Source organism: Piscinibacter gummiphilus (assembly GCF_032681285.1).
GTDB lineage: Bacteria > Pseudomonadota > Gammaproteobacteria > Burkholderiales > Burkholderiaceae_C > Rhizobacter > Rhizobacter gummiphilus_A.
In genome coordinates, this window is the sequence record NZ_CP136336.1 from 3893368 (window position 1) to 3915406 (window position 22039).

A 22039-nucleotide genomic window follows, 5' to 3' on the forward strand; every position below is an offset into this window, starting at 1 on the left:
CCGGCTAGAATGCCGGCACCGTCGCAGTCCCAGTCACTGCGCCGCTGTCAGTTCTGACTCGAGCGCCAGGGCTTCTTGCCCCGCTCCCCTCCTCCCCTCTGCCTGCGACTGGCGCTTGGTACTCCAAGCGACAGGCCGATCGTTCTTCCCCCACTCCATGTCTTTCGATTCCCTCGGCCTTGCCGAGCCGCTGCTGCGTGCCGTGCACGAACAGGGCTACACCACCCCCACCCCCATCCAGGCGCAAGCCATTCCTGTCGTGCTGCAAGGCGGCGACCTGCTCGGCGGCGCCCAGACCGGCACCGGCAAGACCGCAGGCTTCACGCTGCCGCTGCTGCACCGCTTGCTGCAAAAGCCCGCAGTGCGCGATGCGCGCGGCCGGCTGCCCATCCGGGCGCTGATCCTCACGCCCACCCGCGAGCTCGCGGCGCAGGTCGAGGAAAGCGTGCGCAACTACGGCCGCCACACCAAGCTCACCTCGATGGTGATGTTTGGCGGTGTCGGCATGCAGCCGCAGATCGACAAGCTGAAGAAGGGTGTCGACATCCTCGTCGCCACGCCCGGCCGCCTGCTCGACCACGCACAGCAGCGCACGCTGGATCTATCGCACATCGAGATCTTCGTGCTCGATGAAGCCGACCGCATGCTCGACATGGGCTTCATCCACGACATCAAGAAGGTGCTCGCCCTCTTGCCGCAGCAGAAGCAGAGCCTGCTCTTCTCGGCCACCTTCAGCGACGAGATCAAGGCCCTGGCCGATCGCCTGCTGAACAAGCCGGCCCTGGTGGAAGTGGCCCGCCGCAACCAGACCAATGACGCCATCGCGCAGAAGGTGCACCCGGTCGGCCGCGAGATGAAGAAGGAGCTGCTCTCGCACCTGATCAAGGAGAACGACTGGCACCAGGTGCTGGTCTTCACGCGCATGAAGCACGGGGCCAACCGGCTCGTGGAATACCTGCTCAAGCAGGACATCTCGGCGATGGCCATCCACGGCAACAAGAGCCAGAGCGCCCGCACCAAGGCGCTCGCCGACTTCAAGAGCGGTGACTTGCAGGTGCTGGTGGCGACCGACATCGCCGCACGCGGCATCGACATCGACCAACTGCCCCACGTCGTCAACTTCGAGCTGCCCAACGTGCCCGAAGACTACGTGCACCGCATCGGCCGCACCGGCCGCGCAGGCGCGCAGGGTGAAGCAGTGTCACTGGTGTGCGTGGACGAGAACATCTTCCTGCGCGACATCGAGAAGCTCATCAAGCGCGAGATCCCGAAGGAGATCGTGCCCGGCTTCGAGCCGCCCACGAGCGAGCGCCCCGAGCCCATCGTGCTCGGTCGCATGACGATCGGCGAAGGCGTCAAGCGCGGTGGTGGCGGACATCGCCATGCCGGCGGCGGCGGTGGTGGCGGGTCGCGCGGTGGCAGCGGCCGCCCGGCGCAAGGCCGGCAGGAGCAGAAGCCGGCGCAGCACGCTCCCCGCAGCCCGAACCCGTCGCACGGGCAGGCGCCAGCACGCAGCGGCAGCAGCGGCAGCAGCGCCCATCCGCCACGCCAGGGCGCCAAGCCGCAAGGCCCACGCCCCGAGCCGCGGCGCGACGGGGGCAGCAAGCCGCAGCCGCGGCTGACGCAGCCCAAGCGCTGAGCGTCCGCGACAAGCGCCCCTAGCAAAAAAGCCCGGCTTGTGCCGGGCTTTTTCGTCTCTGCGCGCGCTGGTCAGCGCGGGTGCGTGTGCCGCAGCGTGTTCAACCCGTCCGACAGGCTGAACTCGAAGCTGCCCCCGGCGGGCAGCGTACCCAGCGGCAGCGAGGCCCGGCCGCCCTGCAGGTCTTGCGCGAGCGTGGCGCGGCGCGTGCCCGCCACGTGCGTGACCGTAAGGTACGGATGGCGCGCGTGGTCCCAGGCGAGCTGCAACACCCCGCCCTGCTCGGTGACCTGCACGGCCGGCCCGACCGACGCGGCGCTCGGCTGCTGCCGGCCGGCCGACGCGGCCGTGGCCGCGCGCGACTGCGCCTGCATCAAGGCCTGCCCTGCGCGCATCACCGTCACGCTGTAGATGGTGCCGGGGTGCGGCACGGTGAAGGCGAAGTGCAAGGCGCCCTGGCCGTGGTCGAGCTGCTGCGGCTCGAAGGGGTAGTCGACCACGCCGCTGCCTGTGGTGATGCGCAGCACGTAGGCGCCGGGCGTGGGCAGTTGCGCTTCGCCGACGAGCGACTTCATCGGCATGAGCTCGGCCCGGCCGCCGTCGATCTGGCCGCTCACCAGCAGCAGCTCCTGCGGCCCGGATGCCACCGATGCGGCCGCCGCCATCAGCGTCACGCTGCGATCGGCCGGCGTGAGGTGCACCTGCATGCGGCGGTAGTTGTAGTCCGAGAAGGTGTCTCCGTTGCAGTAGCTCATCATGTCGTAGAGGTCGGTGCGACGCGGGTCGACGAAGGCGCCGGTGTCGAGGTTGTAGCCCCAGATGTAGCGATTGCCCCCGCCCAGGTAGCCATTGGCATAGGGGTAGTTCGGGTCGGCGCCCGCCGCGCCGCCGCACGGGGCGTGCGGCAGGCTCAGGTTGTGGCCGAACTCATGGGTGAGCGTCTGCCGCACGGCGTTCTGGTTGTTCGGCAGGTCAAAGCCCAGCGCGGCGTTGCCGGGCACGTAGCCCAGACCGGCCAGACCATAGGTCCGCTTGGGCATGAAGCCGTAGTAGTAGGTCTGGCGCGAGGCCTGCTCCATCAGGCGAAGGCTCGCGAGCTCGGAGAGCACGCGGCTGAAGGCATCGCTCCACTGCGACTCGGTGGTCGGCAGTGCCGTCACCGCGCGCGGCACGTAGGGTGCACGCACCTGCACGTTGATCGCGGCAGCGGGCACGCGGGCCTGCACGTAGCGGTCGACGCCAGTCGCCACCTGCCCGGTGGTGCTGCCGAGGGTGACCGGCACGGCCACGATGGTCAGCACCGCGCCGCCGCCCACGCGTGGGTAGAGCGTGGTGGGCGCCTGCCCGTTCGCCAGGCTCACCGTGAGGCGAATGCCGGTCGTCACCAGCCTGCCCGGGACCAGCGCGGTGTAGGCGTTGGTGGCGGTGGGCGCGGCCGGCACGGTGGTCGGCAGGCTCCCGCTCGGCGCGGTGAGCACGATCTGCTGGAGCAGCGCACCCGTCGACGACTCGACGCGCAGCACGCCGGACGGCTTGGCTTCCTGCGTCTGCGTGGTGGTGGCGTAGACGCGCACGGCCACGTCCTTGTTCGCCACCAGCACCAGCTCGCTGTCGTCGCTCGGGAAGATGAGCGTCTGCGCCAGGTCGACACGCGCGACGCGGGCGGACGAGGCGGGGGCCGGCGCCGGCGTGGGTGCAGGCGCCGGGGCGGGGGTCGGTGCCGGTGCGGGCGCAGGTGTCGGTGCGGGCGCAGGTGCCGGGGCTGGCGGCGGAGGCGCGGGCGGGGGAGGCGCGGGCGGGGGTGGCGCAGGCGCAGGAGGCGGCGGTGCCGGAGGCGGAGGCGCAGGAGGAGGCGGCGGCGGAGGTGGCGGCGGGGTCGGCGCTGCATCGCCCTCGTACACATAGCAGAACTTCTGCATCCCTGGCGCCGGGTCGCGGCCGAAGAACGCGAGCGTGCACTGGCCCTGCCCGTTGACCGTGCGCCCGACCCAACGGTTGCCAGCGCCGAAGGCCACCAGTTGCGCGCGTGTGGTGGTGAACGACTGGCCCTCGAGGGCGATGCGCCGCCAGGTGGCCGCACCGTTCTCCACGTCCACCGGCCCGTCGATCGGGGTGCTGACCGGGGCGTCGACGCGTGATTCGTTCTCATCGCCGCTGCCGCAGGCGGTCAGGGCGACCATGGCGCCCATCGCGCCGATGAGGCGCAGGCGCCGCAGCCGCAGGTCGGTCTTGTCGGTGGGCAATGACAGCAGGCACGGCGCGTCGGCGCGGCGGGAGTCGCTCATGGGGCGAATGGGGTTCAGTTGCGCAGGCGCCGATTGTTCGAGACACCCCGCGGCTTGCCCACTACAGCCTGTAAGGACATGGGCCAACGCCACACGCCGCGCACGGCCCCACCCGCCGGGCGCCCTGGTGGGTGACGCGGCGAACGGCCGGCCCGATCCGCACACGAGCCGACACGCTGGTTGCACCCGCTTTCCAACCGCGCAGGCGATAAGCTCCGAACCTCATGAGCACCTCGCCTCCCCCTCTTCGCCGCGCGCTCATTGCCGGCGCCACCGGTCTCGTCGGGCGCGAGTTGCTGCCGCTACTGCTGGCGTCGCAGCGCTACGCGCAGGTGCAGGTGCTGCTACGCCGGCCAACGGCCGATCTGCCGCACGATCCGCGCCTGGCGGTGCAGGTGGTCGACTTCCAGTCGCTGCCTTCGCTGCCTCCGGTCGACGACGTGTTCATCGCGCTCGGCACCACGATCAAGGTGGCCGGGTCGCAGGCCGCGTTCCGGGCGGTCGATTTCGACGCCGTGGTGCACACCGCGCAGGCCGCCTGCAGCGCCGGCGCGTCGCGCCTGGGCGTGGTGTCGGCACTGGGCGCCAACGCGTCCTCGGGGGTGTTCTACAACCGGGTGAAGGGCGAGATGGAAGCCGCGGTGAGCGCGCTCGGCTTCGAGAGCGTGGTGATCGTGCAGCCTTCGTTGCTCGTGGGCGACCGCGAACGGCTGGGCCAGCCGGTGCGGCCCGGCGAGGTGTGGGGCGCCCGCCTGCTGGGCTGGCTTCCACGGAGCGTGCGGCCCATCGCGGCGCGCCAGGTGGCCGAAGCCCTGTTGCGCGAGGTCGCCCGAGGCGAACCCGGCGTGCGCCGGCTGCGGTCGGGCGAGCTTCGCTGACCAGTCACAAAACCGGCCGCAGGGGACCAAAACCCCCATCTTCTTGCAGGTTGTCACGCACTCTCCGGCGCATGCGCTAAAAACGTAGGTTTCAGCAGTAACCGTGGAGTAAGTCACATGCGCACACCCTGGCACACCGCCTGGCAAGGCCCGGATCTCGTCGTCTTCCGCGACGACACCGAGGTCGATCGCTTCGCCGCAGCGCAGATCGAGCGCGTTGTCTTCGTCTACCGCGGGCACGGCGACACGCCGGGCGACCTGATCTACGCCGTGGTGGAGCTGCCCGATGAATACGTGCTGCTGCCCGTGGAGACCGGCTTTGCCGGCCGGGTGAACTTCGAGCGCCTGGACTTCTGGGCCGAGAAGCAATGCATCTACTGGGTGCCAGAGAGCAAGGCCTCCCTGCCCGCCCGCCTGCGCCGCAGCGTGTGGCTGCTGCGCCCGGGGGCTCCGTCGTACACCCGCGTGCCCCGCAGCGAGTTGCAGGCCCGCATCGAGCAGTGGCCGCTCGAGGGGCCGCAGACCTGGGAGCAGCGCAAGTGGATGCGCATCGCCAACAGCCGGCCGTTTGCCGGCCTCAACCCGATCACACAGCCCGGCGAGCTGACCGAGCACCCGCCGACACGGCGCCGCGCCTGACGCGCGGCCCTACCGGGTCCAGGCGCCCATGAAAAAACCCGGCCAAGGCCGGGTTTTGTCTTTGAGCTGTGAAGCTCAGGCAGCCGAAGCAGCCTTCTTGGCAGCCTTGGCCTTCTTGGCCTTGGCCTTCTTCTCGGCCTTGGCGGCAGCCGGCTTGGCTTCCTTGGCGGCCGGAGCGGCGGCAGGAGCCGAAGCGGCTTGGGCGAAAGCGCCGAGCGAGAAGGTGGCAGCAACCAGGGCAGCGATGATCTTGTTCACAGGAAATTCCTTTGCAAAGGGTTGAGAGCGTCTTGCTCCCGGGGCACAACGCGTCCTCGCAAGAGGCGGTTGACCGAGCTCAGGAAAATAGTTGGGCGTAGGCCGCGTTCAGCGGGTGCGCCAGCGCCTCGTCCAGCCGCAGCACGGGCGTCACGCAGCAGTCGACGCCTTCGAAGAGCGCCACCCAATGTGCGAGCGGCTCGCGCTTGAAGTGCTGCACCAACTGGGCGCGCAAGGCGAGAGCCTCCTCGCCTCCCACCGCTTGCCCGAGCGACCAGTGCTGCTGCGCCCAGCCGGGCTGGCCGAGCATGTGGCACAGGCGCTGCCAGAAGGGCAGCTCAAGCGCCCCCACCGCGAGAAAGCGCGCATCGGCGGTCGGGTAGACGCCGTAGCACGGCGCACCACCCGACAGCAGGTCGCGGCCCTGCAAGGGCGAGCGGCCGGTGCGCTGCACCGCCATGCCGGCGAGCACATGGTGGCGCAGCACCTCGTGCGTCATCGAGATATCAACGAAACGGCCCTGCCCCGTGCGCTGCGCTGCCAGCAGTGCGGCGAGGATGCCCTGCACCGCGGCCTGCGTGCCGCCCATCAGGTCACCGATCTGGAAGTTGGGGGTGATGACCTCGCCCTCGTGCGTGGCGAGCTGCTCCAGCACGCCCGCCATCGCGACGTAGTTGAGGTCGTGGCCCGCGCGGTGTGCCCAGGCGCTGTGCTGGCCGTAGCCGCTGATGGCGCACATCACAAGCCGCGGGAAACGCGCGTGGAGCGCGCTCCAGCCGAGGCCCAGGCGGTCCATCACACCGGGGCGAAAGCCCTCGACCAGCACATCGGCGCCTTCCAGCAGCGCGTGCAGGCCGGCCAGGCCTTCGGGCGTGCGCAGGTCGAGGCTGTGCAGCGACTTGCCGGCATTGAGGTAGCGAAACATGCGCGCCGGCTCACCTCGCGCCCGCTCGCCCTCTGTGCGGCCGAGGTGGCGTGCGCCGTCGTCCTGCCCCTGCTCGGCGGGCCCCTCGACCTTGAGGACTTCAGCCCCCAGCTCGAGCAGGTGCCGGGTGGCCAGCGGCCCGGGGAGCAGGCGCGTCAGGTCGACGACGCGGATGCCTGCGAGCGGTAATGCCCCCGGCTGCGCCGTGTCACTCAAAGCGCCCTTCCCGCATCCACTTGGTGGCGACCCATTTCTCGCCGGCCAGCACCGGCGCGCCGCCGTGCAGCGTGCGCGTCATGGGGTGCGGGCGGTCGTAGCTGAAGAAGACGGCGTTGCCCTTGATCGGCGCCACCTCGACGTTGACGTCGGGAAAGGTCGTGCCGCCGCCGCCCTCGGGCGTGTTGAGGTAGGTCACGACCGTGCCCACGCGCTGGCCGCCGCGTTTCAGGATGGTGGGCGTGCCGGGCTGTGCGGGGTCGAAGTAGTCGTAGTGCGGCTTGTATTCGGCGCCGGGGCGGTAGCGCAGGATCTGCAGCCCCTCGCCGTTCTCCACCGGCCAGTTGAGCAGCTTGGCGATACGTGTCTCGATGCGCGCGCACAGCGCGTGCTCGCCACGCCCGAAGAACATGCCGTCGCTCGTGCGTGCGGTATTGACCTCGCTGCCGCCGGTGGTGGTGACGACCGTCTCGGAACGCGCAAGCCGCGGCTTGGCAAGTTCGATGAGCGCGTCGCACTCGTCATGCGACAGCAGGTTGCCGAACACGATGACGCGCGGGTTGCGCATCGTCATCAGGATCTGCACCTCGTGGCCGTCGACGACGATCGAGGCCGGCGCGCCCAGCAGGTCGGGCTCGGGCACCATCACGGGCTCGGGCAGGTTGTTGGCCTTGGCGTGCTCCTTCAGAAAACCCGACAGGGTGTCTTCCAGCGCGGCCAGTGCCACGTCTTCCTGCCAGCCGCTGGCCATCATCGATTTCAGGACTTCATCGGGCGGGCGGCCGGCCTTGGCCTGGTCGACGATCCATTGGCGCAGCTCAGGGGTCACGGCTTGTGCACTCATGCACGGATTCTGCCGGATCGGGGTTCGATACGGCATCGAAAGCCCGATTGCCCGCCCTCGGAAAGTCACCGTGAAGGCCAGTGGGCCCGCACATCGCATGCGGGAAACTCCCTCCCCGCTTTTCTTGGCCGCGCGTGCGATCTCGAATGAAGTGTGGAATTCGCCCCTTGTTCGAGCGGTCACCATCGACAGAATCCGTTACTCGTCGTGGCTTCTCTTCTTTTCCGCGCCTTCTTCTCCAACCCACCCATTCAAGATGAACTCCAAGACCTCCGTTTCCTGGCTCGCCCAGATGACGCTCGGCCTCGTGTGTTTCGTGGGCGGGCTGGAATTCGCCCGCATCGCGTGGAGCGATGGCTGGCAGTTCACGAGTGCGGGCATCGCGGTGTCGGTGCTCGGCATCGCCCTCATCGTCGTGGCGGAATTGCGCGAGCGCCCGCAGCGGGTGTTGCGGCGCGCACGGCGCTCCATCAATTTCCCCACGCAGTGGGCAGTGCGCTTCGACAAGAGCGTGCCCAATGGCGGCGTGATTCCGGTGGCGGTGATCCGCTCGGATGGCGTGCGCTTCGTGATCGACATCCAGGGCTTCCCGGAAGCCGAGTGGAACGACCCGCTGATCGGCGAGTCGCTGCTGGTGGGCCCGCGCGGCAAGAAGTTCAAGCACGACCCCGTCGGCCCGCTGATGCAGGCAGCCGAAGCCTGGGGCGCGACCGCCATCCTGTGGCTGCCCGAAGCCAAGAGCCCGCGCAACCTGCGCCAGTCAGGCTGCAACCTGATCGTGGTGATGGGCGGTGCACGCGAGCTCAAGCATGTGCTGCGCGGCGCCGAGATCGCACCGCGCCATGACGCCACGCTCGAGATGACCATGCCGCCCCGGCGTGGCGGCGGCCCGAAGTCTCGCAAGGCAGCGCCGGTGGGTGCGCCCGAGATGGCCTGAGCGGCCCCGCTCTCCTTCTGCCTCTACTTGAAATCGCGGCTGCGGCTTTCGAGCCCGGCAAGCAGGTGCGTGTGGTCGATCACCTTGGCCGCCACCAAGTGCATCACCGCAAAACGATCGTCGCCCTCGCGTTGCCATTGGCCATAGACCGTCATCAGACGTGAAGCAAGCAGCGGCTGGCGCTGCGTCTCGACCACTTTCGGCCAGGCGATGACGTTGATGGCGCCGGTCTCGTCTTCCAGCGTGATGAACATGGTGCCGTTGGCCGTGGGCGGGCGCTGGCGGTGGGTGACGATGCCACTCGCGCGCGCCAGGCGGCCGCTCGGGTAGCCGCGCAGCGTGGCCGCCGTCTCGACCTTGAAGGCGCGCAGCTGCTCGCGCAGCATCGCGAGCGGGTGGCGGCCGAGCGTGAGGCCGACCGACTGGTAGTCGGCCCGCATGTCGTCGAACTCGGCCGGTGGCGCGAGCAGGGCCGGCGTTTCATGCACGCGCGTGGCGCGCAGCAGCGCGGTGGGGCGCGTGTCGATGCCCGCCACGGCCCACGCCGCCTGATGACGATGGCCGGCGAGCGGCTTCAAGGCGTTGGCCTGTGCCAGGGCCTTGAGCTCGTGGGCATTGAGCGCGGCGCGGCGCGCGAGGTCTTCGACGTTGACGAAGGGCGCGTTGGCGCGGGCGGTGAAGATGCGCTCCGCCGCGTCGATCGACAGGCCCGACACCATGTTGAGCCCCAGGCGCACCGGCTGCAGCGGCGCGCTGAAGGGTGAGGTGCCCGGTGCCCGGGCCGGATCCAGATGCAAGGGCAGCGCTTCGAGCGAGGCCTCCCAGGTGCTGATGTTGACGTCGACCTCGCGCACCTCGACGCCATGCGCACGGGCGTCGCGCACGAGTTGTGCGGGGGCGTAGAAGCCCATCGGCTGGCTGTTGAGCAGGCCGGCGAGAAAGGCATCGGGGTGGTGGCACTTGAGCCAGCTGCTGGCATAGGCAAGCAGCGCAAAGCCGGCGGCGTGGCTCTCGGGGAAGCCGTATTCGCCGAAGCCCTGGATCTGCTTGAAGATGCGTTCGGAGAAGTCCCTGTCGTAGCCGTTCTCGACCATGCGGCCCACGAGCCTGTCGTGGAAGGGCTTCATGTCGCCGTCGCGCTTCCAGGCGGCCATGGCGCGGCGCAGCTTGTCGGCTTCGCCTTCGGTGAAGTCGGCCGCGAGGATCGCGATCTGCATCACCTGCTCCTGGAAGATGGGCACGCCCTTGGTCCGGCCGAGGGCTTCCTTCAGCTTGCCGGGGTATTCGATCTGGTCGTCGGGAAGATGGCGGTTCTTCAGGTACGGATGCACCATGCCGCCCTGGATCGGCCCAGGCCGCACGATGGCGACTTCGACCACCAGGTCGTAGTACACGCGCGGCCGCAACCTCGGCAGCATGCTCATCTGGGCGCGGCTCTCGATCTGGAACACGCCCACCGTGTCGGCGGCGCAGATCATGTCCCAGGTGGGGTCGTTTTTCGGGTCGGGCAACTCGTGCAGGTCGACCTGCCGGCCGAGCTTGCGGGCCAGAAACTCGAGCGAACGCCTGAGCGCACTCAGCATGCCGAGCGCGAGGATGTCGACCTTCATCAGGCCCAGCGATTCGAGGTCGTCCTTCTCCCACTGGATGACGCTGCGCCCTTCCATCGCCGCGTTTTCGACCGGCACCCATTGCGCGATCTCCTTGGCCGCGATGACGAAGCCCCCGGGGTGCTGGCTGAGATGGCGTGGCGTGCCGATGAGCTGGTGGGTGAGCTCGAGCCAGAGCCGCACCAGCGGCGCCTGCGGCTCGAAGCCGCACTCACGCAGGCGCTCGTCTTCGACGCGAAGGTCGAACCACTGCACGCTCTTCGAGACCGCCTCGATGCGCTGCAGATCGATGCCGAGCGCACGGCCCACGTCGCGCAAGGCCGAGCGCGGCCGGTAGCGGATGACGACCGCCGTGAGGGCGGCCCGGTGGCGGCCGTACTTGGCGTAGATGTGCTGGATGACCTCTTCGCGGCGCTGGTGCTCGAAGTCGATGTCGATGTCGGGCGGCTGGTTTCGCTCGTCGCTGATGAAGCGGCCGAAGAGCAGCTGGGCGCCGCGCTCGGGGTTCACCTCGGTCACGCCGAGGCAGAAGCACACGAGCGAATTGGCCGCGCTGCCGCGCCCCTGGCACAGGATGCCCTGCTCGCGGGCCCAGCCCACGATCTCGGCCACGGTGAGGAAGTAGTGTTCGTAGTCCTTCTTGCGGATGAGCCTCAGCTCGGTCTTGATCTGGCGCAGATGTTTCTTCGCTACCCCCTGGGGGTAGCGCCGCCGGGCGCCCTCGAAGGTGAGCCTGCGCAGGTAGCTGGAGGCGGTGTGGCCGGGCGGCACCAGCTCCTGCGGGTATTGGTACTTCAGCTCGCTGAGCTCGAACTCGCACTGCCGCGCCAGCTCGGCACTGCGCGCCATCCATTCCCTGCGGTACAGGCGCCCGAGCCGCGAGCGCCTTCGCAGGTGGGCCTCGGCGTTCGGCAAGATCTCGTGGCCGCACTGCGCGATGGGGCGGTTCAGGCGCGTCGCGGTGAGCACGTCCTGCAAGGGCTTGCGCGAGCGCACATGCATCAACGCACCACCCGCGGCCACGATGGGCAGGCCGGTGCTGTTCGACACCTGGCGGATCGTGTCGATCAGGCGATCGTCGCCTTGCCGGTCGTGCAGCTCGATGGCGATGAAGGCGCGGTCCTGCATCCAGGTCTTGAGCCAGTGGGCATGCGCCATCACCTCCTGCAGCGTCTGGCGCGAATGGGGCACCAAGAGCGCCAGACACCCCGACAGGCCGGCCAGCATGGGCGCGGTGGGCACCTTGCCTTCCAGGTCGCCCGGGTGCGCCAGGTAGTGCCCTTTCTCGGCGCGGTTGCGCGCCACGGTGATCCAGCGAGAGAGGTTGACGTAGCCCTGCATCCTCTGCGCGAGCAGCACGAGGTGGGCGTGCGGCTCACCCGTGTGCGGCTGGTGCAGGCGCATCTCGCTGCCGATGACGAGGTGGAACCCGTGTTCCTTCGCGGCATGGTGGGCCCGCACCACGCCCGCGAGGGAACACTCGTCGGTGATCGCGAGCGCGCTGTAGCCCAGCGCGATGGCGCGCTCGACCAGCTCTTCAGGCCGCGAGGCGCCGCGCAGGAAGCTGAAATTGCTGAGGCAGTGGAGCTCGGCGTAGTCGGGCAGGCCGACGCGCGAGGGGGATGACGATGGCAGCGGCGACATGGCGAACGGCTTTCCACATCGGGTGACGGCGACAAGGCAATGACCGCCGCGGCGTCAGCCGGTGGCGGCGAGAGGCCGGGCCGGCACCAGGTACTGCGCGACTGGCATGCACACGCGAGGCGGCGGCTCGCCCGGGCGGCCGAAGCCGTAGGGCGAAGCGTTGTCGTGGGTGTCCATGTCGTCTTCGTGAAGCGGCACGGTGCGGGCCTCGTTCAGCACTGCGCCCGACACATCCAGCCCGGCCAGCGCATCGAGCGGGCTGCGCACCCCACCGCCGCCCACCTTGAGCACGTGGGTGTAGATCATGGTCGTGCTCACGTCGGCATGGCCGAGCAGCTCCTGCACGGTGCGGATGTCGTAGCCGCTTTGCAGCAGGTGCGTGGCGAAGGAATGCCGCAAGGTGTGCGGCGTGGCCGGCTTGACGATGCCGGCCGACATCAAGGCTTTCTTGAAGGCGCGTTGGAAGCCCTGCTCCAGCACGTGGTGCCGGCGCTCGAGGCCGGTGCGCGGGTCGTCCGAGAGCTTGTCTTGCGGGAAGACCCAGAACCACGTCCACGACGAGGCGGCGCGCGGGTACTTGCGCGCAAGGGCGTGCGGCATGTGCACCCCGCCGCGGCCGGCATCGCGGTCGCGCTGCCAGTGCTGGCGCGCGAGGTCGAACTGCTCGCGCAGGGCCGGGATCAGCGAGGCCGGCAACATCACCACGCGGTCCTTGGCGCCCTTGCCTTCTCGCACGACGATGGCGCGGCGCGCGAAATCGACGTCTTTCACCCGCAGGCGCACACCTTCCATGATGCGCATGCCGGTGCCGTAGAGCAGGCGGCCCATGAGCTGGTGCGCAGGCGGCAACTGCGCGAGCACGCGCGAGACCTCGTCGTGCGTGAGCACCACCGGCAGCCGCACCCGGTCTTTCGGGCGACCGATCTCGTTCATCCACGGCAGGTCTTGGCCGAGGACCTTCTGGTACAGAAAGAGCAAGGCCGACAAGGCCTGCTTGTGCGTGGCGGCTGCGACCTTGCGCTCGTTGGCCAGCCACGACAGGAAGCTTTCCACCTCCGGCCCTGCCATCTCGGCCGGGTGGCGCATGCCGTGGAAGCGCACGTACATGCTGACCCAGTGCACATACGCGCCTTCGGTGCGGATGCTGTAGTGCAGATAGCGGATGCGCTCGCGCAGCTGGTCGAGCAGGCGGGCGGAGTGCAGTGGGGGGAGCGGGGGGTGATCAGAGGCCATCATCGAACGAGCCGTGCGGACCCATGATACTGTATATAAATACAGCACAACTGGCTACAGCCAGCCCACAGGAGGACTCACCCACATGGCAACACCCGCCTGGCACCAGACACGGGTCACCAAGAAGTACGCACCGTCGCAACCGGGCGCCCGCAAACTCACACGGCGTTATGGCGAAGAACTGGTGTGCGTACGACACCGCCAGAACCTCGAAGGCACGGTCCGCTACACCACGGTCGAACTGCTCGTCGAGCAAACGCCGCTGCCGCCCAAGAAACTTATGAGGCCCCTTCTGGCCGTGCGATTGCAGGGGAGCGAGTCCGACTTGCGACGGCGCATCATGGCCTATGGGGCACAGTGGGATCCCCGCCTCGGCATATGGTGGGTTCCACGGGGAGTCGTGACGCGATTGCGATTGATGGATCGGGTGGTGCAGACTGGGGTTGCCGGGAAGCCTCGGTAGTGCGGTCGGGCGTGGTCGCTCGTTCCAGCACATGCGCACCACACGGACTGGATCAACATCGCACGGGTACGCTTCCGTGCCGTTTCAGGAATGGGATAGATGTGGATTCCACATCAGCCCACGAATGGGCGCATCTAGGCATTCTTGGGTAGATGTGATTTGTAAGAATGACGTGCATATCACGTTAGACGCCGCTGAATGCAATGGCTAAGAGTCGCGAAGCTGCTTTGGGCACTCCCTTGCTCGCTTGTCGGGCTGCTTTTGGCCGCAGTGCCATTGGCCCTCGGCGGCAGCGCCAAGGTCGTCTCTGGCGCGCTGGAAGTCACCTATCGCCAGCACCTGGCCAGTTGCGGCAAGCTCGCTCTTAGGCTGCCATTCAGGGGCATCGTCTTCGGCCATGTCATCCTGGCCGTCACACAGGAAGAACTCAGTCGCATTGGTCCGCATGAGAGAGTTCACGTCGAGCAATATGAGCGCTGGGGGCCAGCCTTCTTCGTCGCGTATCCGGCTTCAAGCCTTTGGCAGCTCATGCGGGGCCGCGACCCATACTGGTACAACCACTTTGAGGTTCAGGCTCGTCTGCGAAGCGCCGAGTTACATCGGCCGAGCGGCGGCGTCTAACCCTTCCATCGAGAGGACCCGCCCCGGCAAGCCGGGTCGGGCCTCTCATGTCAAACGTTAGGAGTCGCGTATGCCATCAGACTCTGGTCAAGTTGTTCTTGGAATAGATCTCGACGGAGTGTGTGCCGATTTCTACGAGAGGATGCGCCACATCGCTGCGGAGTGGCTCGAATGCGACGTAGAAAAGCTAACGCCAGATGTCTCCTACGGCCTTCCAGAATGGGGAATAGGTTCGCCAGAGCAGTACGCAAGCCTTCATCGTTTCGCAGTCACGCAGCGCGATCTGTTCAGCTCAGTGGCAATGATTCCCGGAGCAAGGCGAGTACTGCGGCAACTTTCAGGTGAAGGCTATCGAATTCGCATCATCACTCACCGTCTTTTCATCCAGTACTTTCATGAACTGGCGGTGAGGCAAACAATCGCTTGGCTGGACCACAACGGAATTCCGTATTTGGATCTGTGCTTCATGAAGGAAAAGGACCAGGTCGGAGCTGACATCTACGTAGAAGACAGTCCCAACAACATCCAACAACTGCGGTCCGCTGGTCACTTTGCCATTTGCTTCGCCAACAGCACAAACAAGGACATCAAGGCCCCGAGGGCGAAAACCTGGGATGAGGTTTACAGCTTAGTCAAAGAGCGCGCGCCGACTCCTAACCCTTCCATCGAGAGGACTCGCCCCGGCAAGCCGGGGCGAGCCTCTCATGTCAAACGTTAGGCGTCGCAACATGCATGCAGTTCTCCTGCTGAGCAGCTCAACGCCAGTAGCTGGCCTATCAGATCTCGCCGTCCAGGTATTCGCCGCGTTGGGGCTTACTGAGTACGAGGAACGCGAGAGCTCAAACCACCCACCCGACGATCACTACTTCTGTGGGTACGCTCGGAGTGTGACGGTAGAAGTGTGTGATTCCGATGAATCGGAGATGTCGGAGTACCCATATTGGCTCGTGCTAACCGACAAGACTTCTTGGAAAGACTCCAAGACCGAGCTAGTTGCTGAGCCAGAATCAGTTGCCCAAAAGCTAGCGAAAGCAGGCTTCAAGGTCTTCATCCCCACAGAGGGATGGGGACAAAAAGACTGGAAAGCCGATGGCAAAGTCTTTGAATAGAAACACCAATCAGGTGGCAGCACAAGCGGCGACGCCTAACCCTTCCATCGAGAGGACCCGCCCCGGCAAGCCGGGTCGGGCCTCTCATGTCAAACGTTAGGCACCGCGATGTCGGACTTTCGACGTATCACCAAGCGAGATGACAAGGCGAAGCTCGTGGCAATTGCAGCCAAGTACGAGGCGTTGCTAGGCGAGGCTTTGGAGATTGCCAAGCGGAAAGCCGAATCCAAACCGCAGATCGTTAGAGACATTCTTGCCACGGGCACTGTTGAAGGCCTCGCATCAAAGATCAATCGCAAGGCCGCTGCAGTGAGCTTCAGGGCGGAGAAGTACAAACGTACATGGCACGCCATGACTCCTTGGCAATACCTTGAGCACACAACCGCCGAAGAAGAAGCTGAGTCGATTATTCAAACTGTCGAAGACAACATTCACATGACCGAGACTAAATCGTGGCCTGCGCTCCCAGAGAATCACAAGTAAACAAGGGCCGCCGCGGGAGCCGCGAAGCGCTGCCTAACCCTTCCATCGAGAGGACATGCCCCGGCAAGCCGGGTCATGCCTCTCATGTCAAACGTTAGGCCCAGCGATACATGCGCAGCGCTGCCTTAGCCTCAATTCGCCTCTACCAAAAGCTCATCTCTCCCTACAAAGGGTTCTGTTGCGCCTACCGGGTGCATACAGGTCGAGCTAGCTGCTCCACCCTCGGCTACAGAGCTATTCGTCGCTATGGCGTACTCGGTGGCATCACTCTCATCCGCTCACGCACCCATCTTTGCGGGGTGGCACATCGCCGTCACTTAAGCCTGCCTCGACGCCCCTTGCATCCACAGCAAGGTGTTTGCGATTTCGGCTGCGATCTTCCTTGTGATCCAAGCTGTGATTTACCCTTCGGAAAGGTCTTCTCTGGGGCCTGTGACTTCGTCAGTTGCTGTGATTGCGGCAGTTGCGACTGGCCCGATCGAAAGCGCAAGACGGCGGTCAAAGACGAACAGTACGTTTACATTCCGCCAAAGGCCTGGAGCCAAGAAGATCGCAAGCGCGGCAGCGCTGGGCCTAACCCTTCCATCGAGAGGACGGCGCCCGGCAAGCCGGGCGCCGCCTCTCATGTCAAACGTTAGGCGCCTTATGAACGCACGTCCGGCAGTTGATATGGAGAGCTATTGCAGCGCAATCGGGCTGGTTGCAATGCAATGGTCAGGGCTTGAGAACTCCGTCCACCGCCTTCTGTGGCGTTTCGCAAGCCTGGAGACCAATATCGGTCGATGCGTCACCCAGCATGTCGGCTTGGGCACGATCTGGGATTCCATTCTTGCTCTGTCCGTTGAGCTGAAGCTCCCCGCCGAAAGACAGGTAATCTTGCAGCAGCTCTTTGCACGCTGCGAACCGCTACGACTCAAGCGAAATGAAGTCGTTCACGCGCAATGGGGAATCACTTCGGGCACGAACCTCGTTAAGGGCGAGTTGACCGCAATCGTGGTGAAAGCAAGAAAACGGCTGAAAGTGGAGTTTCACAACCACAACGTCGAGTTCATGCACACGTTGGCCGAAGACATCTCAGCCCTTTCGCTTGAGATCGCAAACCAGGCTGTGCTGCCGCTTAGCGATGCAGGCGCCTAACCCTTCCATCGAGAGGACCCGACCCGGCAAGCCGGGTCGGGCCTCTCATGTCAAACGTTAGACGCCATTGGTATGACCTTCCGCTTTAAATGCGCAACCTGCGATGAGGTTCACGAGGGAATGCCGACCTTCGGAGCCAAGGCGCCGCTTAGCTACTTTGAGATTCCCGAAGAAGAACGAGAAGCACGATGCGATCTCGGCTCAGATGATTGCGTCATAGATGAGAAGTTCTTCTTTGTTCGCGGATGCATCGACATCCCAGTTCAAGGACAGGCAGATCCATTCTCTTGGGGTGTCTGGGTCTCACTAAGCCGGGAAAGCCATCTAAAGTGGATCGAGTACTTTGGCAAAGAGAAGCGCTCGCACATCGGCCCGTTCTTCGGTTGGCTCAATGCCTGGCTAAGCCCGTATCCAGATACGGTCAACCTTAAGACAAGGGTTCACTTGCGAGACGACGGAATACGACCGTACATTGAGCTTGAGCCTACAGACCATCCTCTCGCGGTAGAGCAACGCGAAGGCATTTCAGTCGAGCGCGTCGCCGAAATCTATTCCCTTATGGTTCATCGCGATGGCGCCTAACCCTTCCATCGAGAGGACGTCGCCCGGCAAGCCGTGCGCCGCCTCTCATGTCAAACGTTAGGCCGCACAGGGTCATTAGCCATGAATCGAACAGTCGCGGAAGAGTTGTATGGCGCCTGTGAGCGCGTATTGGCGAATCTCACGGAATGCGAAGCGGCAATCCGCAAAATCGAAGACACCGAAGAACGACAGGCGCTGCTAAAGGCACTGTCTAGCGCGATCATGGAAGTCTTAGCTGGCGTCAGAGCTCCTGTTGTTCGGCAGTTTCCTGAACTTCAACCTCACGAAGCAACTGGACGGCCAGATACCGAGCTAGACGAAGAAGATCTTGCGGCGATCTCTCAGCTTCCCGAGGCGGATATAGCGGCAATCGATGTGGCGCTCCTGGCCGAGTGCGCTACTTCTTGGCGAAAAGTTGCTCGCGTCGTAGGCTCTGCAATGAAGTCTTTGCAAGAGAAGCTCGACGACATCCCAGATGGCTACTACGCCCGAAGAGTTGTGGCGCTCGCTGCCGCGGGGAAGATCGAATCTGATGGCAATCTTCACTACATGCGTTCAAGCGAAGTCCGGCTACCGCAGGGGCAGCAAAGTGCGGCCTAACCCTTCCATCGAGAGGACCCGCCCCGGCAAGCCGGGTCGAGCCTCTCATGTCAAACGTTAGGCGCTCGCAAGAAGCAACTGCGAAGGCTCAACCAAATATTTTTGTTGCCCGACCTATGCATCGCGCACGAACTATCCTCAAGAATCTGCGGCTGGCAGTCATGGCAACGGTATTCACGTTCGCCATCTCCGGGTGCTCCGTCTCCCGCGTCAACAACCGCGTGGACTATTGGCAGTCCATCTCGCAAACCAAGCTACTCCCCGGCACACCACTCGCGGAAGCCCAAGATCTCTTTAAGTCTCATGGCTTGGAACTGCGCTGTTGTACGTCGGGGCCAAATATCAAGAACGCCTACACCGCAATAGAACGCAAAGTCGGTAGGAATCTTCTTGTCGAATACGACGTTGTTGTCCTAATTGATGTGTCCCCAGACCAAAGGATTGAGCGTGTTCGGGTGCGGCGCTGGGGCGTCGGCCTATGAAGCAAGCGCCTAACCCTTCCATCGAGAGGACCCGCCCCGGCAAGCCGGGTCGGGCCTCTCATGTCAAACGTTAGGCGGCCAACCTCTCTAGTCATCATGACCACAGGCAGAAGCCAATGAAGGAAGACGATCTTTCGGCACAAACTGAGTGGTTCCATCAGTTCGCAAAGCAGTCAATCGACGAGATTGCTCAGCAAGCCAGTAGCGAGAACAGAGATCGCTTCCTGCGCTATGCAATTTCCTCGTTGCCAAACCACAAACCTCCAGAGGGCCTGCCACCCAAAGAGTTCGCCAAAGTGGTGATCGATCTCCGAGAGAACGAAAGAGGATGGAATCAGGCCTTGATGTCTGCGCTCATCAAAGCAGAAGATCTATTCAAGTCCCAAGACCGTCAAGGAGCAGTCTCTTTGCTCAAAGAATTCTCCGATTCATGCCCCTGGAAGCTGTTTCAAGAAGTCGCTCAAGGGCAAGCCTTTCACTACAAGCCTCGCTAAGCTGCACTATTGAAGCTCATGCCATCTCTTTGCACACAGCCGCCTAACCCTTCCATCGAGAGGACGTCGCCCAGCAAGCCGGTCGCCGCCTCTCATGTCAAACGTTAGACGCCTATGACTCATCGCCGGGAAGTTCTTCTCTTTGCAGCCGTTAATGAGGTTGGCTTGCCGATTGAGTTCGCGAGACTGCTGCTGGCTGAGTGCCCTTGGCTGGATGGAAATGAAGAAGTCAACGAACAACTCGGGCCTGATCTACTAGCCGATCAATCCGCAAAGCTAGACGTCTCACGCCTCCAAGCTGAAAGCTTTCTCTACGCATACAACGCCCGCGTTCGAGAGCGTTCTGGACTATGAAGCACTTTCTTTACTGCTCCTCCGGCAATACAGAAGGGCTCGACGAGTACATCGGTTACTTCGAGAACAACGGGGAAGGCTATTGCGTGCGGTACGTAGAGATACAAGCCAGTAGCACAGCACTGCGTTACAGCGAAGGAAATGCCGCGGACAAGTACGCTCATCTTCCTGAAGGCAAGTGGAGCGAGAGCGAAGCGACAAGGGCCACATACGGGCACTGCATTCAAATCTCGGGCGAACTGTTCGACACAGTGTGGGCCAAGACGACCTGTGACAACGGGAAGACAGAATGAGCAAGATCCCAAGCACGCGGGAAGAGCTGTTGCTTCGCAGGCAGGCTTCGATCAACCAGGCGCCTAACCCTTCCATCGAGAGGACCCGACCCGGCAAGTCGGGTCGGGCCTCTCATGTCAAACGTTAGGCTCCACTAAAGAAACCGGCTTCATCGGACGCACACCTTATGCAGACGCAGGACGACTCAGCTTTGGCTCCAGGAGTGGTGATTCGCCGAGAAGAGCTCGACGACCTCGCAGGCTTAAACCCAGCGTCACCAGAGTTCAAGCAACGCCTTCAAGAACACATGGCAAAGCGAAAAGAGCTCGACGAACTACAAGAGTTGGCTAGAAAGGCCACCCGTTCTGCACTGGAGAACTACGAGCCCATCCCTGAGGAGTGGAGTCAGAACCTCACTCTCGGAACGCTCTTCGACGGTGAAGACCGCATCTTTGAGCTTTATGTGGCGAGCGAGAGGCCAAGCGATGCAATCGTTCTCGCATCCACGCGAGTCAACAGAATCACCAAGTCGGTGAAGGTCACGATCACCAATCTCCGCCGTACGAAAGAATGAGAAGTAGCAAGTGGTTGGTCAGTCGCAGCGCGGCGGCGCCTAACCCTTCCATCGAGAGGACTCGCCCCGGCAAGCCGGGTCGAGCCTCTCATGTCAAACGTTAGGCGCCATGAGAGTCGAAGCCGCGAACGCATCTGATGCCGAAGCAATCAGCGCGCTGATTGTCGAACTGAGTGAGCCGTTCTTCTTGTCGCCTTCACGTGGGGGTGCGGAGCGTTTCCTCGCCTCCATTAGCGTTGAAGCAGTGCGTGGCTACTTGAGTTCAGCCAACTTCTCCTACTACGTCGCAAGGTCAGAAAGCAGACTCGCGGGTTTCGTGGCGTTACGAGACAACTCGCACTTGTTCCACTTGTTCGTTGCCACGGCATTCCAAGGCAATCGCTTGGCGAGCCAACTCTGGGCCACAGCCAAAACAGATGCAGTACAAGCTGGCAATCCAGGAGAGTTCACGGTCAACTCGAGCCTCAATGCCGTGCCTGTCTACGAAAGGTTTGGCTTTGTGCGCGAGGGAGAGGTGCAGCGCATGCACGGCATCTCTTTTCAGCCCATGCGTCTGAGGTCGGGCCAGAATGGCGCCTAACCCTTCCATCGAGAGGACGCTGCCCGGCAAGCCGGTCAGCGCCTCTCATGTCAAACGTTAGGCCCCACAGTTCGAAAACAACGTCGAGGAGGATTCATGGCAGAAGTCGTCAATATCGGAGCAGCTGATAGCACCGTCGCCTTACCAGTCGACAAGAAGACACTTGGCGAATTCATTTCCGGCCTACTCGGCCAACCACAGACACTGGAACGAAAGTTCGAGAACTCCTTCTCTGCGGATCATCAGTGGTTTCTTCACTTCTTTTCGCTAATCCTTCAGCGCATACAACAACAGAACGCTCCTGAGCCGCTGGCGTTCGAGGCAACTATTCAATATCGAGACAAGCTCGAGCGAAAGGTAACTACTTGGCAAGCGTTTCAGCACTTCTCAGAGACGCAGAACATTGTCAGCATCGGTGCAAAGTTCCACCTTGCTTTGCTGATCCAGTTTCCCGCCAAGCCAATACCAGAACGGCAAGAGCTAATTGTCAGCTTCGACGCGCGAGACAACAAACAAAGCTTCGTCGAAAGCCTGGTAGGGCGCGAACCAACGGTAGGGAGTATCGCGGTTGAAATTCGACACACCGAACGAACGTGGGCAGATGACATCCTCCGCCTCATCGAGACGGAACTCAATGCTATTCAAGTCCCAGAAGGCCGACTGAAGAAGCAACTACGCAAGTTGTTCTTCCCGCTCGTGAGCTTCTCTTTTCCGCTCATGATGTTCGCATCCATGCTGTATACGGAATGGTCAAAGCGCGGGGCCAGAGCATCAGCTAAGGAGAAGATTCTTGCGGTGGTGACCAACGGCAAGCCAGATCTTCAAAGCCTTCATGCAAAGGTAGACGTGTTGCTAGCGGAGGCAGCGAGGAGCACCGAAGGCAAGTTCGGCGATGAAACGATCCTAATTTATTCGCTCCTGTTCGCGGTCCTGGTGTTCTTTGCAGGCGTCTTCTTAGCAAGACCAAATCCCTCGTTCGTCGTGCTTTCGCCAGCGGCGGTCAAGAACAAAGCCGAAACGCTAGAGCGGTTGAAACGCAAGAACTTGTGGCTATTGATTTCGATGATCGGCAGTGTTGCACTAGGAGTAATTGGCAATTTTGTATACGACCACATTAAGTAAGCACGTTCTTCTCGTGAACGGTCGGGCTGATGGGTGACAGATAGTCCGGGGTGATGG

22 protein-coding genes and 1 pseudogene are annotated in these 22039 nt (G+C 63.8%); 17 read left to right on the forward strand and 6 right to left on the reverse strand.

Translation table 11 applies throughout. The features are described from left to right. The first annotated feature begins 157 nt into the window (after nt 1-157). Nucleotides 158-1639 (forward strand): DEAD/DEAH box helicase, encoded by a 1482-nt coding sequence (locus tag RXV79_RS18165; RefSeq protein WP_316699484.1) that lies wholly within the window; start codon nt 158-160, stop codon nt 1637-1639. 71 nt (nt 1640-1710) lie between these two features. Here RXV79_RS18165 and RXV79_RS18170 read toward each other — a convergent pair whose 3' ends face one another. Then, nucleotides 1711-3924, reverse strand: coding sequence for a M66 family metalloprotease (locus RXV79_RS18170; RefSeq protein WP_316699485.1), 2214 nt, complete (start codon nt 3922-3924; stop codon nt 1711-1713). A gap of 224 nt (nt 3925-4148) precedes the next feature. Between RXV79_RS18170 and RXV79_RS18175 the strand changes: the two genes are divergently transcribed. Continuing rightward, nucleotides 4149-4802 (forward strand): NAD(P)H-binding protein, encoded by a 654-nt coding sequence (locus RXV79_RS18175; protein WP_316699486.1) that lies wholly within the window; start codon nt 4149-4151, stop codon nt 4800-4802. A 117-nt stretch (nt 4803-4919) separates the two neighbouring features. Further along, nucleotides 4920-5441: a hypothetical protein gene (locus RXV79_RS18180; RefSeq protein WP_316699487.1), complete on the forward strand. Its 522-nt coding sequence runs from the start codon at nt 4920-4922 to the stop codon at nt 5439-5441. A 75-nt stretch (nt 5442-5516) separates the two neighbouring features. Here the strand turns inward: RXV79_RS18180 and RXV79_RS18185 are convergent, their stop codons facing one another. From RXV79_RS18185 to RXV79_RS18195, 3 genes are all read right to left on the reverse strand, one after another. Further along, on the reverse strand, nt 5517-5699 hold the full coding sequence (locus RXV79_RS18185; protein ID WP_316699488.1) for a hypothetical protein: 183 nt from the start codon (nt 5697-5699) through the stop codon (nt 5517-5519). Nucleotides 5700-5778: 79 nt separating this feature from the next. After that, a complete protein-coding gene (locus RXV79_RS18190) occupies nt 5779-6840 on the reverse strand; it encodes a CaiB/BaiF CoA transferase family protein (RefSeq protein ID WP_316699489.1) in 1062 nt (353 codons plus the stop codon). After that, entirely contained in the window at nt 6833-7684 is an 852-nt protein-coding gene (locus RXV79_RS18195; RefSeq protein ID WP_316699490.1) for a 2OG-Fe(II) oxygenase, read from the reverse strand. The genes RXV79_RS18190 and RXV79_RS18195 overlap by 8 nt, the downstream gene beginning before the upstream one ends. Before the next feature lie 256 nt (nt 7685-7940). On the opposite strand from RXV79_RS18195, the gene RXV79_RS18200 reads away from it, so the two are divergent. Beyond that, nucleotides 7941-8621, forward strand: a complete 681-nt coding sequence (locus RXV79_RS18200; protein WP_316699491.1) for a hypothetical protein — start codon at nt 7941-7943, stop codon at nt 8619-8621. A gap of 23 nt (nt 8622-8644) precedes the next feature. Here RXV79_RS18200 and RXV79_RS18205 read toward each other — a convergent pair whose 3' ends face one another. Both RXV79_RS18205 and RXV79_RS18210 read right to left on the reverse strand, forming a co-directional pair. Continuing rightward, nucleotides 8645-11875, reverse strand: a complete 3231-nt coding sequence (locus RXV79_RS18205) for an error-prone DNA polymerase (protein ID WP_316699492.1) — start codon at nt 11873-11875, stop codon at nt 8645-8647. A 234-nt stretch (nt 11876-12109) separates the two neighbouring features. Beyond that, a pseudogene (locus RXV79_RS18210) lies at nt 12110-13108 on the reverse strand (integron integrase); the annotation flags it as partial. Nucleotides 13109-13193: 85 nt separating this feature from the next. On the opposite strand from RXV79_RS18210, the gene RXV79_RS18215 reads away from it, so the two are divergent. The 13 genes from RXV79_RS18215 (at nt 13194) to RXV79_RS18270 (ending at nt 21982) form a co-directional block, all read left to right on the forward strand. Beyond that, complete coding sequence (locus tag RXV79_RS18215; RefSeq protein ID WP_316699493.1) at nt 13194-13571, forward strand: hypothetical protein; 378 nt, start codon at nt 13194-13196, stop codon at nt 13569-13571. 198 nt (nt 13572-13769) lie between these two features. Continuing rightward, on the forward strand, nt 13770-14192 hold the full coding sequence (locus RXV79_RS18220; RefSeq protein ID WP_316699494.1) for a signal peptide prediction: 423 nt from the start codon (nt 13770-13772) through the stop codon (nt 14190-14192). 70 nt (nt 14193-14262) lie between these two features. Continuing rightward, nucleotides 14263-14910 (forward strand): 5' nucleotidase, NT5C type, encoded by a 648-nt coding sequence (locus RXV79_RS18225; RefSeq protein ID WP_316699495.1) that lies wholly within the window; start codon nt 14263-14265, stop codon nt 14908-14910. Between the two features lie 10 nt (nt 14911-14920). Then, nucleotides 14921-15301 (forward strand): hypothetical protein, encoded by a 381-nt coding sequence (locus tag RXV79_RS18230; RefSeq protein ID WP_201970155.1) that lies wholly within the window; start codon nt 14921-14923, stop codon nt 15299-15301. Between the two features lie 156 nt (nt 15302-15457). Next, nucleotides 15458-15784 carry a hypothetical protein gene (locus tag RXV79_RS18235; RefSeq protein ID WP_316699496.1) on the forward strand — a complete coding sequence of 109 codons (327 nt, stop codon included), beginning with the start codon at nt 15458-15460 and terminating at the stop codon, nt 15782-15784. A 110-nt stretch (nt 15785-15894) separates the two neighbouring features. Next, nucleotides 15895-16422, forward strand: a complete 528-nt coding sequence (gene yidD / locus RXV79_RS28170; protein WP_413816627.1) for a membrane protein insertion efficiency factor YidD — start codon at nt 15895-15897, stop codon at nt 16420-16422. 7 nt (nt 16423-16429) lie between these two features. Then, nucleotides 16430-16921: a hypothetical protein gene (locus RXV79_RS18240; protein WP_316699497.1), complete on the forward strand. Its 492-nt coding sequence runs from the start codon at nt 16430-16432 to the stop codon at nt 16919-16921. Between the two features lie 72 nt (nt 16922-16993). After that, nucleotides 16994-17503, forward strand: coding sequence for a DUF2199 domain-containing protein (locus RXV79_RS18245; RefSeq protein ID WP_316699498.1), 510 nt, complete (start codon nt 16994-16996; stop codon nt 17501-17503). Nucleotides 17504-17584: 81 nt separating this feature from the next. Then, complete coding sequence (locus RXV79_RS18250; protein ID WP_316699499.1) at nt 17585-18103, forward strand: DUF3658 domain-containing protein; 519 nt, start codon at nt 17585-17587, stop codon at nt 18101-18103. 598 nt (nt 18104-18701) lie between these two features. Continuing rightward, the gene (locus RXV79_RS18255; protein ID WP_316699500.1) at nt 18702-19079 is read left to right on the forward strand and encodes a hypothetical protein; all 378 of its coding nucleotides are present in this window, start codon (nt 18702-18704) and stop codon (nt 19077-19079) included. Nucleotides 19080-19893: 814 nt separating this feature from the next. Continuing rightward, nucleotides 19894-20280, forward strand: a complete 387-nt coding sequence (locus RXV79_RS18260; RefSeq protein WP_316699501.1) for a hypothetical protein — start codon at nt 19894-19896, stop codon at nt 20278-20280. A 109-nt stretch (nt 20281-20389) separates the two neighbouring features. Continuing rightward, a complete protein-coding gene (locus tag RXV79_RS18265) occupies nt 20390-20860 on the forward strand; it encodes a GNAT family N-acetyltransferase (protein ID WP_316699502.1) in 471 nt (156 codons plus the stop codon). A gap of 96 nt (nt 20861-20956) precedes the next feature. Continuing rightward, nucleotides 20957-21982, forward strand: a complete 1026-nt coding sequence (locus tag RXV79_RS18270; protein WP_316699503.1) for a hypothetical protein — start codon at nt 20957-20959, stop codon at nt 21980-21982. Nucleotides 21983-22039: the final 57 nt, after the last annotated feature.

Coding starts and splice junctions, on each gene's coding strand:
- RXV79_RS18165 (WP_316699484.1), top strand. CDS start 158: ATGTCTTTCGATTCCCTCGGCCTTGCCGAGCCGCTGCTGCGTGCCGTG.
- RXV79_RS18170 (WP_316699485.1), bottom strand. CDS start 3,924: ATGAGCGACTCCCGCCGCGCCGACGCGCCGTGCCTGCTGTCATTGCCC.
- RXV79_RS18175 (WP_316699486.1), top strand. CDS start 4,149: ATGAGCACCTCGCCTCCCCCTCTTCGCCGCGCGCTCATTGCCGGCGCC.
- RXV79_RS18180 (WP_316699487.1), top strand. CDS start 4,920: ATGCGCACACCCTGGCACACCGCCTGGCAAGGCCCGGATCTCGTCGTC.
- RXV79_RS18195 (WP_316699490.1), bottom strand. CDS start 7,684: ATGAGTGCACAAGCCGTGACCCCTGAGCTGCGCCAATGGATCGTCGAC.
- RXV79_RS18200 (WP_316699491.1), top strand. CDS start 7,941: ATGAACTCCAAGACCTCCGTTTCCTGGCTCGCCCAGATGACGCTCGGC.
- RXV79_RS18205 (WP_316699492.1), bottom strand. CDS start 11,875: ATGTCGCCGCTGCCATCGTCATCCCCCTCGCGCGTCGGCCTGCCCGAC.
- RXV79_RS18215 (WP_316699493.1), top strand. CDS start 13,194: ATGGCAACACCCGCCTGGCACCAGACACGGGTCACCAAGAAGTACGCA.
- RXV79_RS18220 (WP_316699494.1), top strand. CDS start 13,770: ATGCAATGGCTAAGAGTCGCGAAGCTGCTTTGGGCACTCCCTTGCTCG.
- RXV79_RS18225 (WP_316699495.1), top strand. CDS start 14,263: ATGCCATCAGACTCTGGTCAAGTTGTTCTTGGAATAGATCTCGACGGA.
- RXV79_RS18230 (WP_201970155.1), top strand. CDS start 14,921: ATGCATGCAGTTCTCCTGCTGAGCAGCTCAACGCCAGTAGCTGGCCTA.
- yidD (WP_413816627.1), top strand. CDS start 15,895: ATGCGCAGCGCTGCCTTAGCCTCAATTCGCCTCTACCAAAAGCTCATC.
- RXV79_RS18240 (WP_316699497.1), top strand. CDS start 16,430: ATGAACGCACGTCCGGCAGTTGATATGGAGAGCTATTGCAGCGCAATC.
- RXV79_RS18245 (WP_316699498.1), top strand. CDS start 16,994: ATGACCTTCCGCTTTAAATGCGCAACCTGCGATGAGGTTCACGAGGGA.
- RXV79_RS18250 (WP_316699499.1), top strand. CDS start 17,585: ATGAATCGAACAGTCGCGGAAGAGTTGTATGGCGCCTGTGAGCGCGTA.
- RXV79_RS18255 (WP_316699500.1), top strand. CDS start 18,702: ATGAAGGAAGACGATCTTTCGGCACAAACTGAGTGGTTCCATCAGTTC.
- RXV79_RS18260 (WP_316699501.1), top strand. CDS start 19,894: ATGCAGACGCAGGACGACTCAGCTTTGGCTCCAGGAGTGGTGATTCGC.
- RXV79_RS18265 (WP_316699502.1), top strand. CDS start 20,390: ATGAGAGTCGAAGCCGCGAACGCATCTGATGCCGAAGCAATCAGCGCG.
- RXV79_RS18270 (WP_316699503.1), top strand. CDS start 20,957: ATGGCAGAAGTCGTCAATATCGGAGCAGCTGATAGCACCGTCGCCTTA.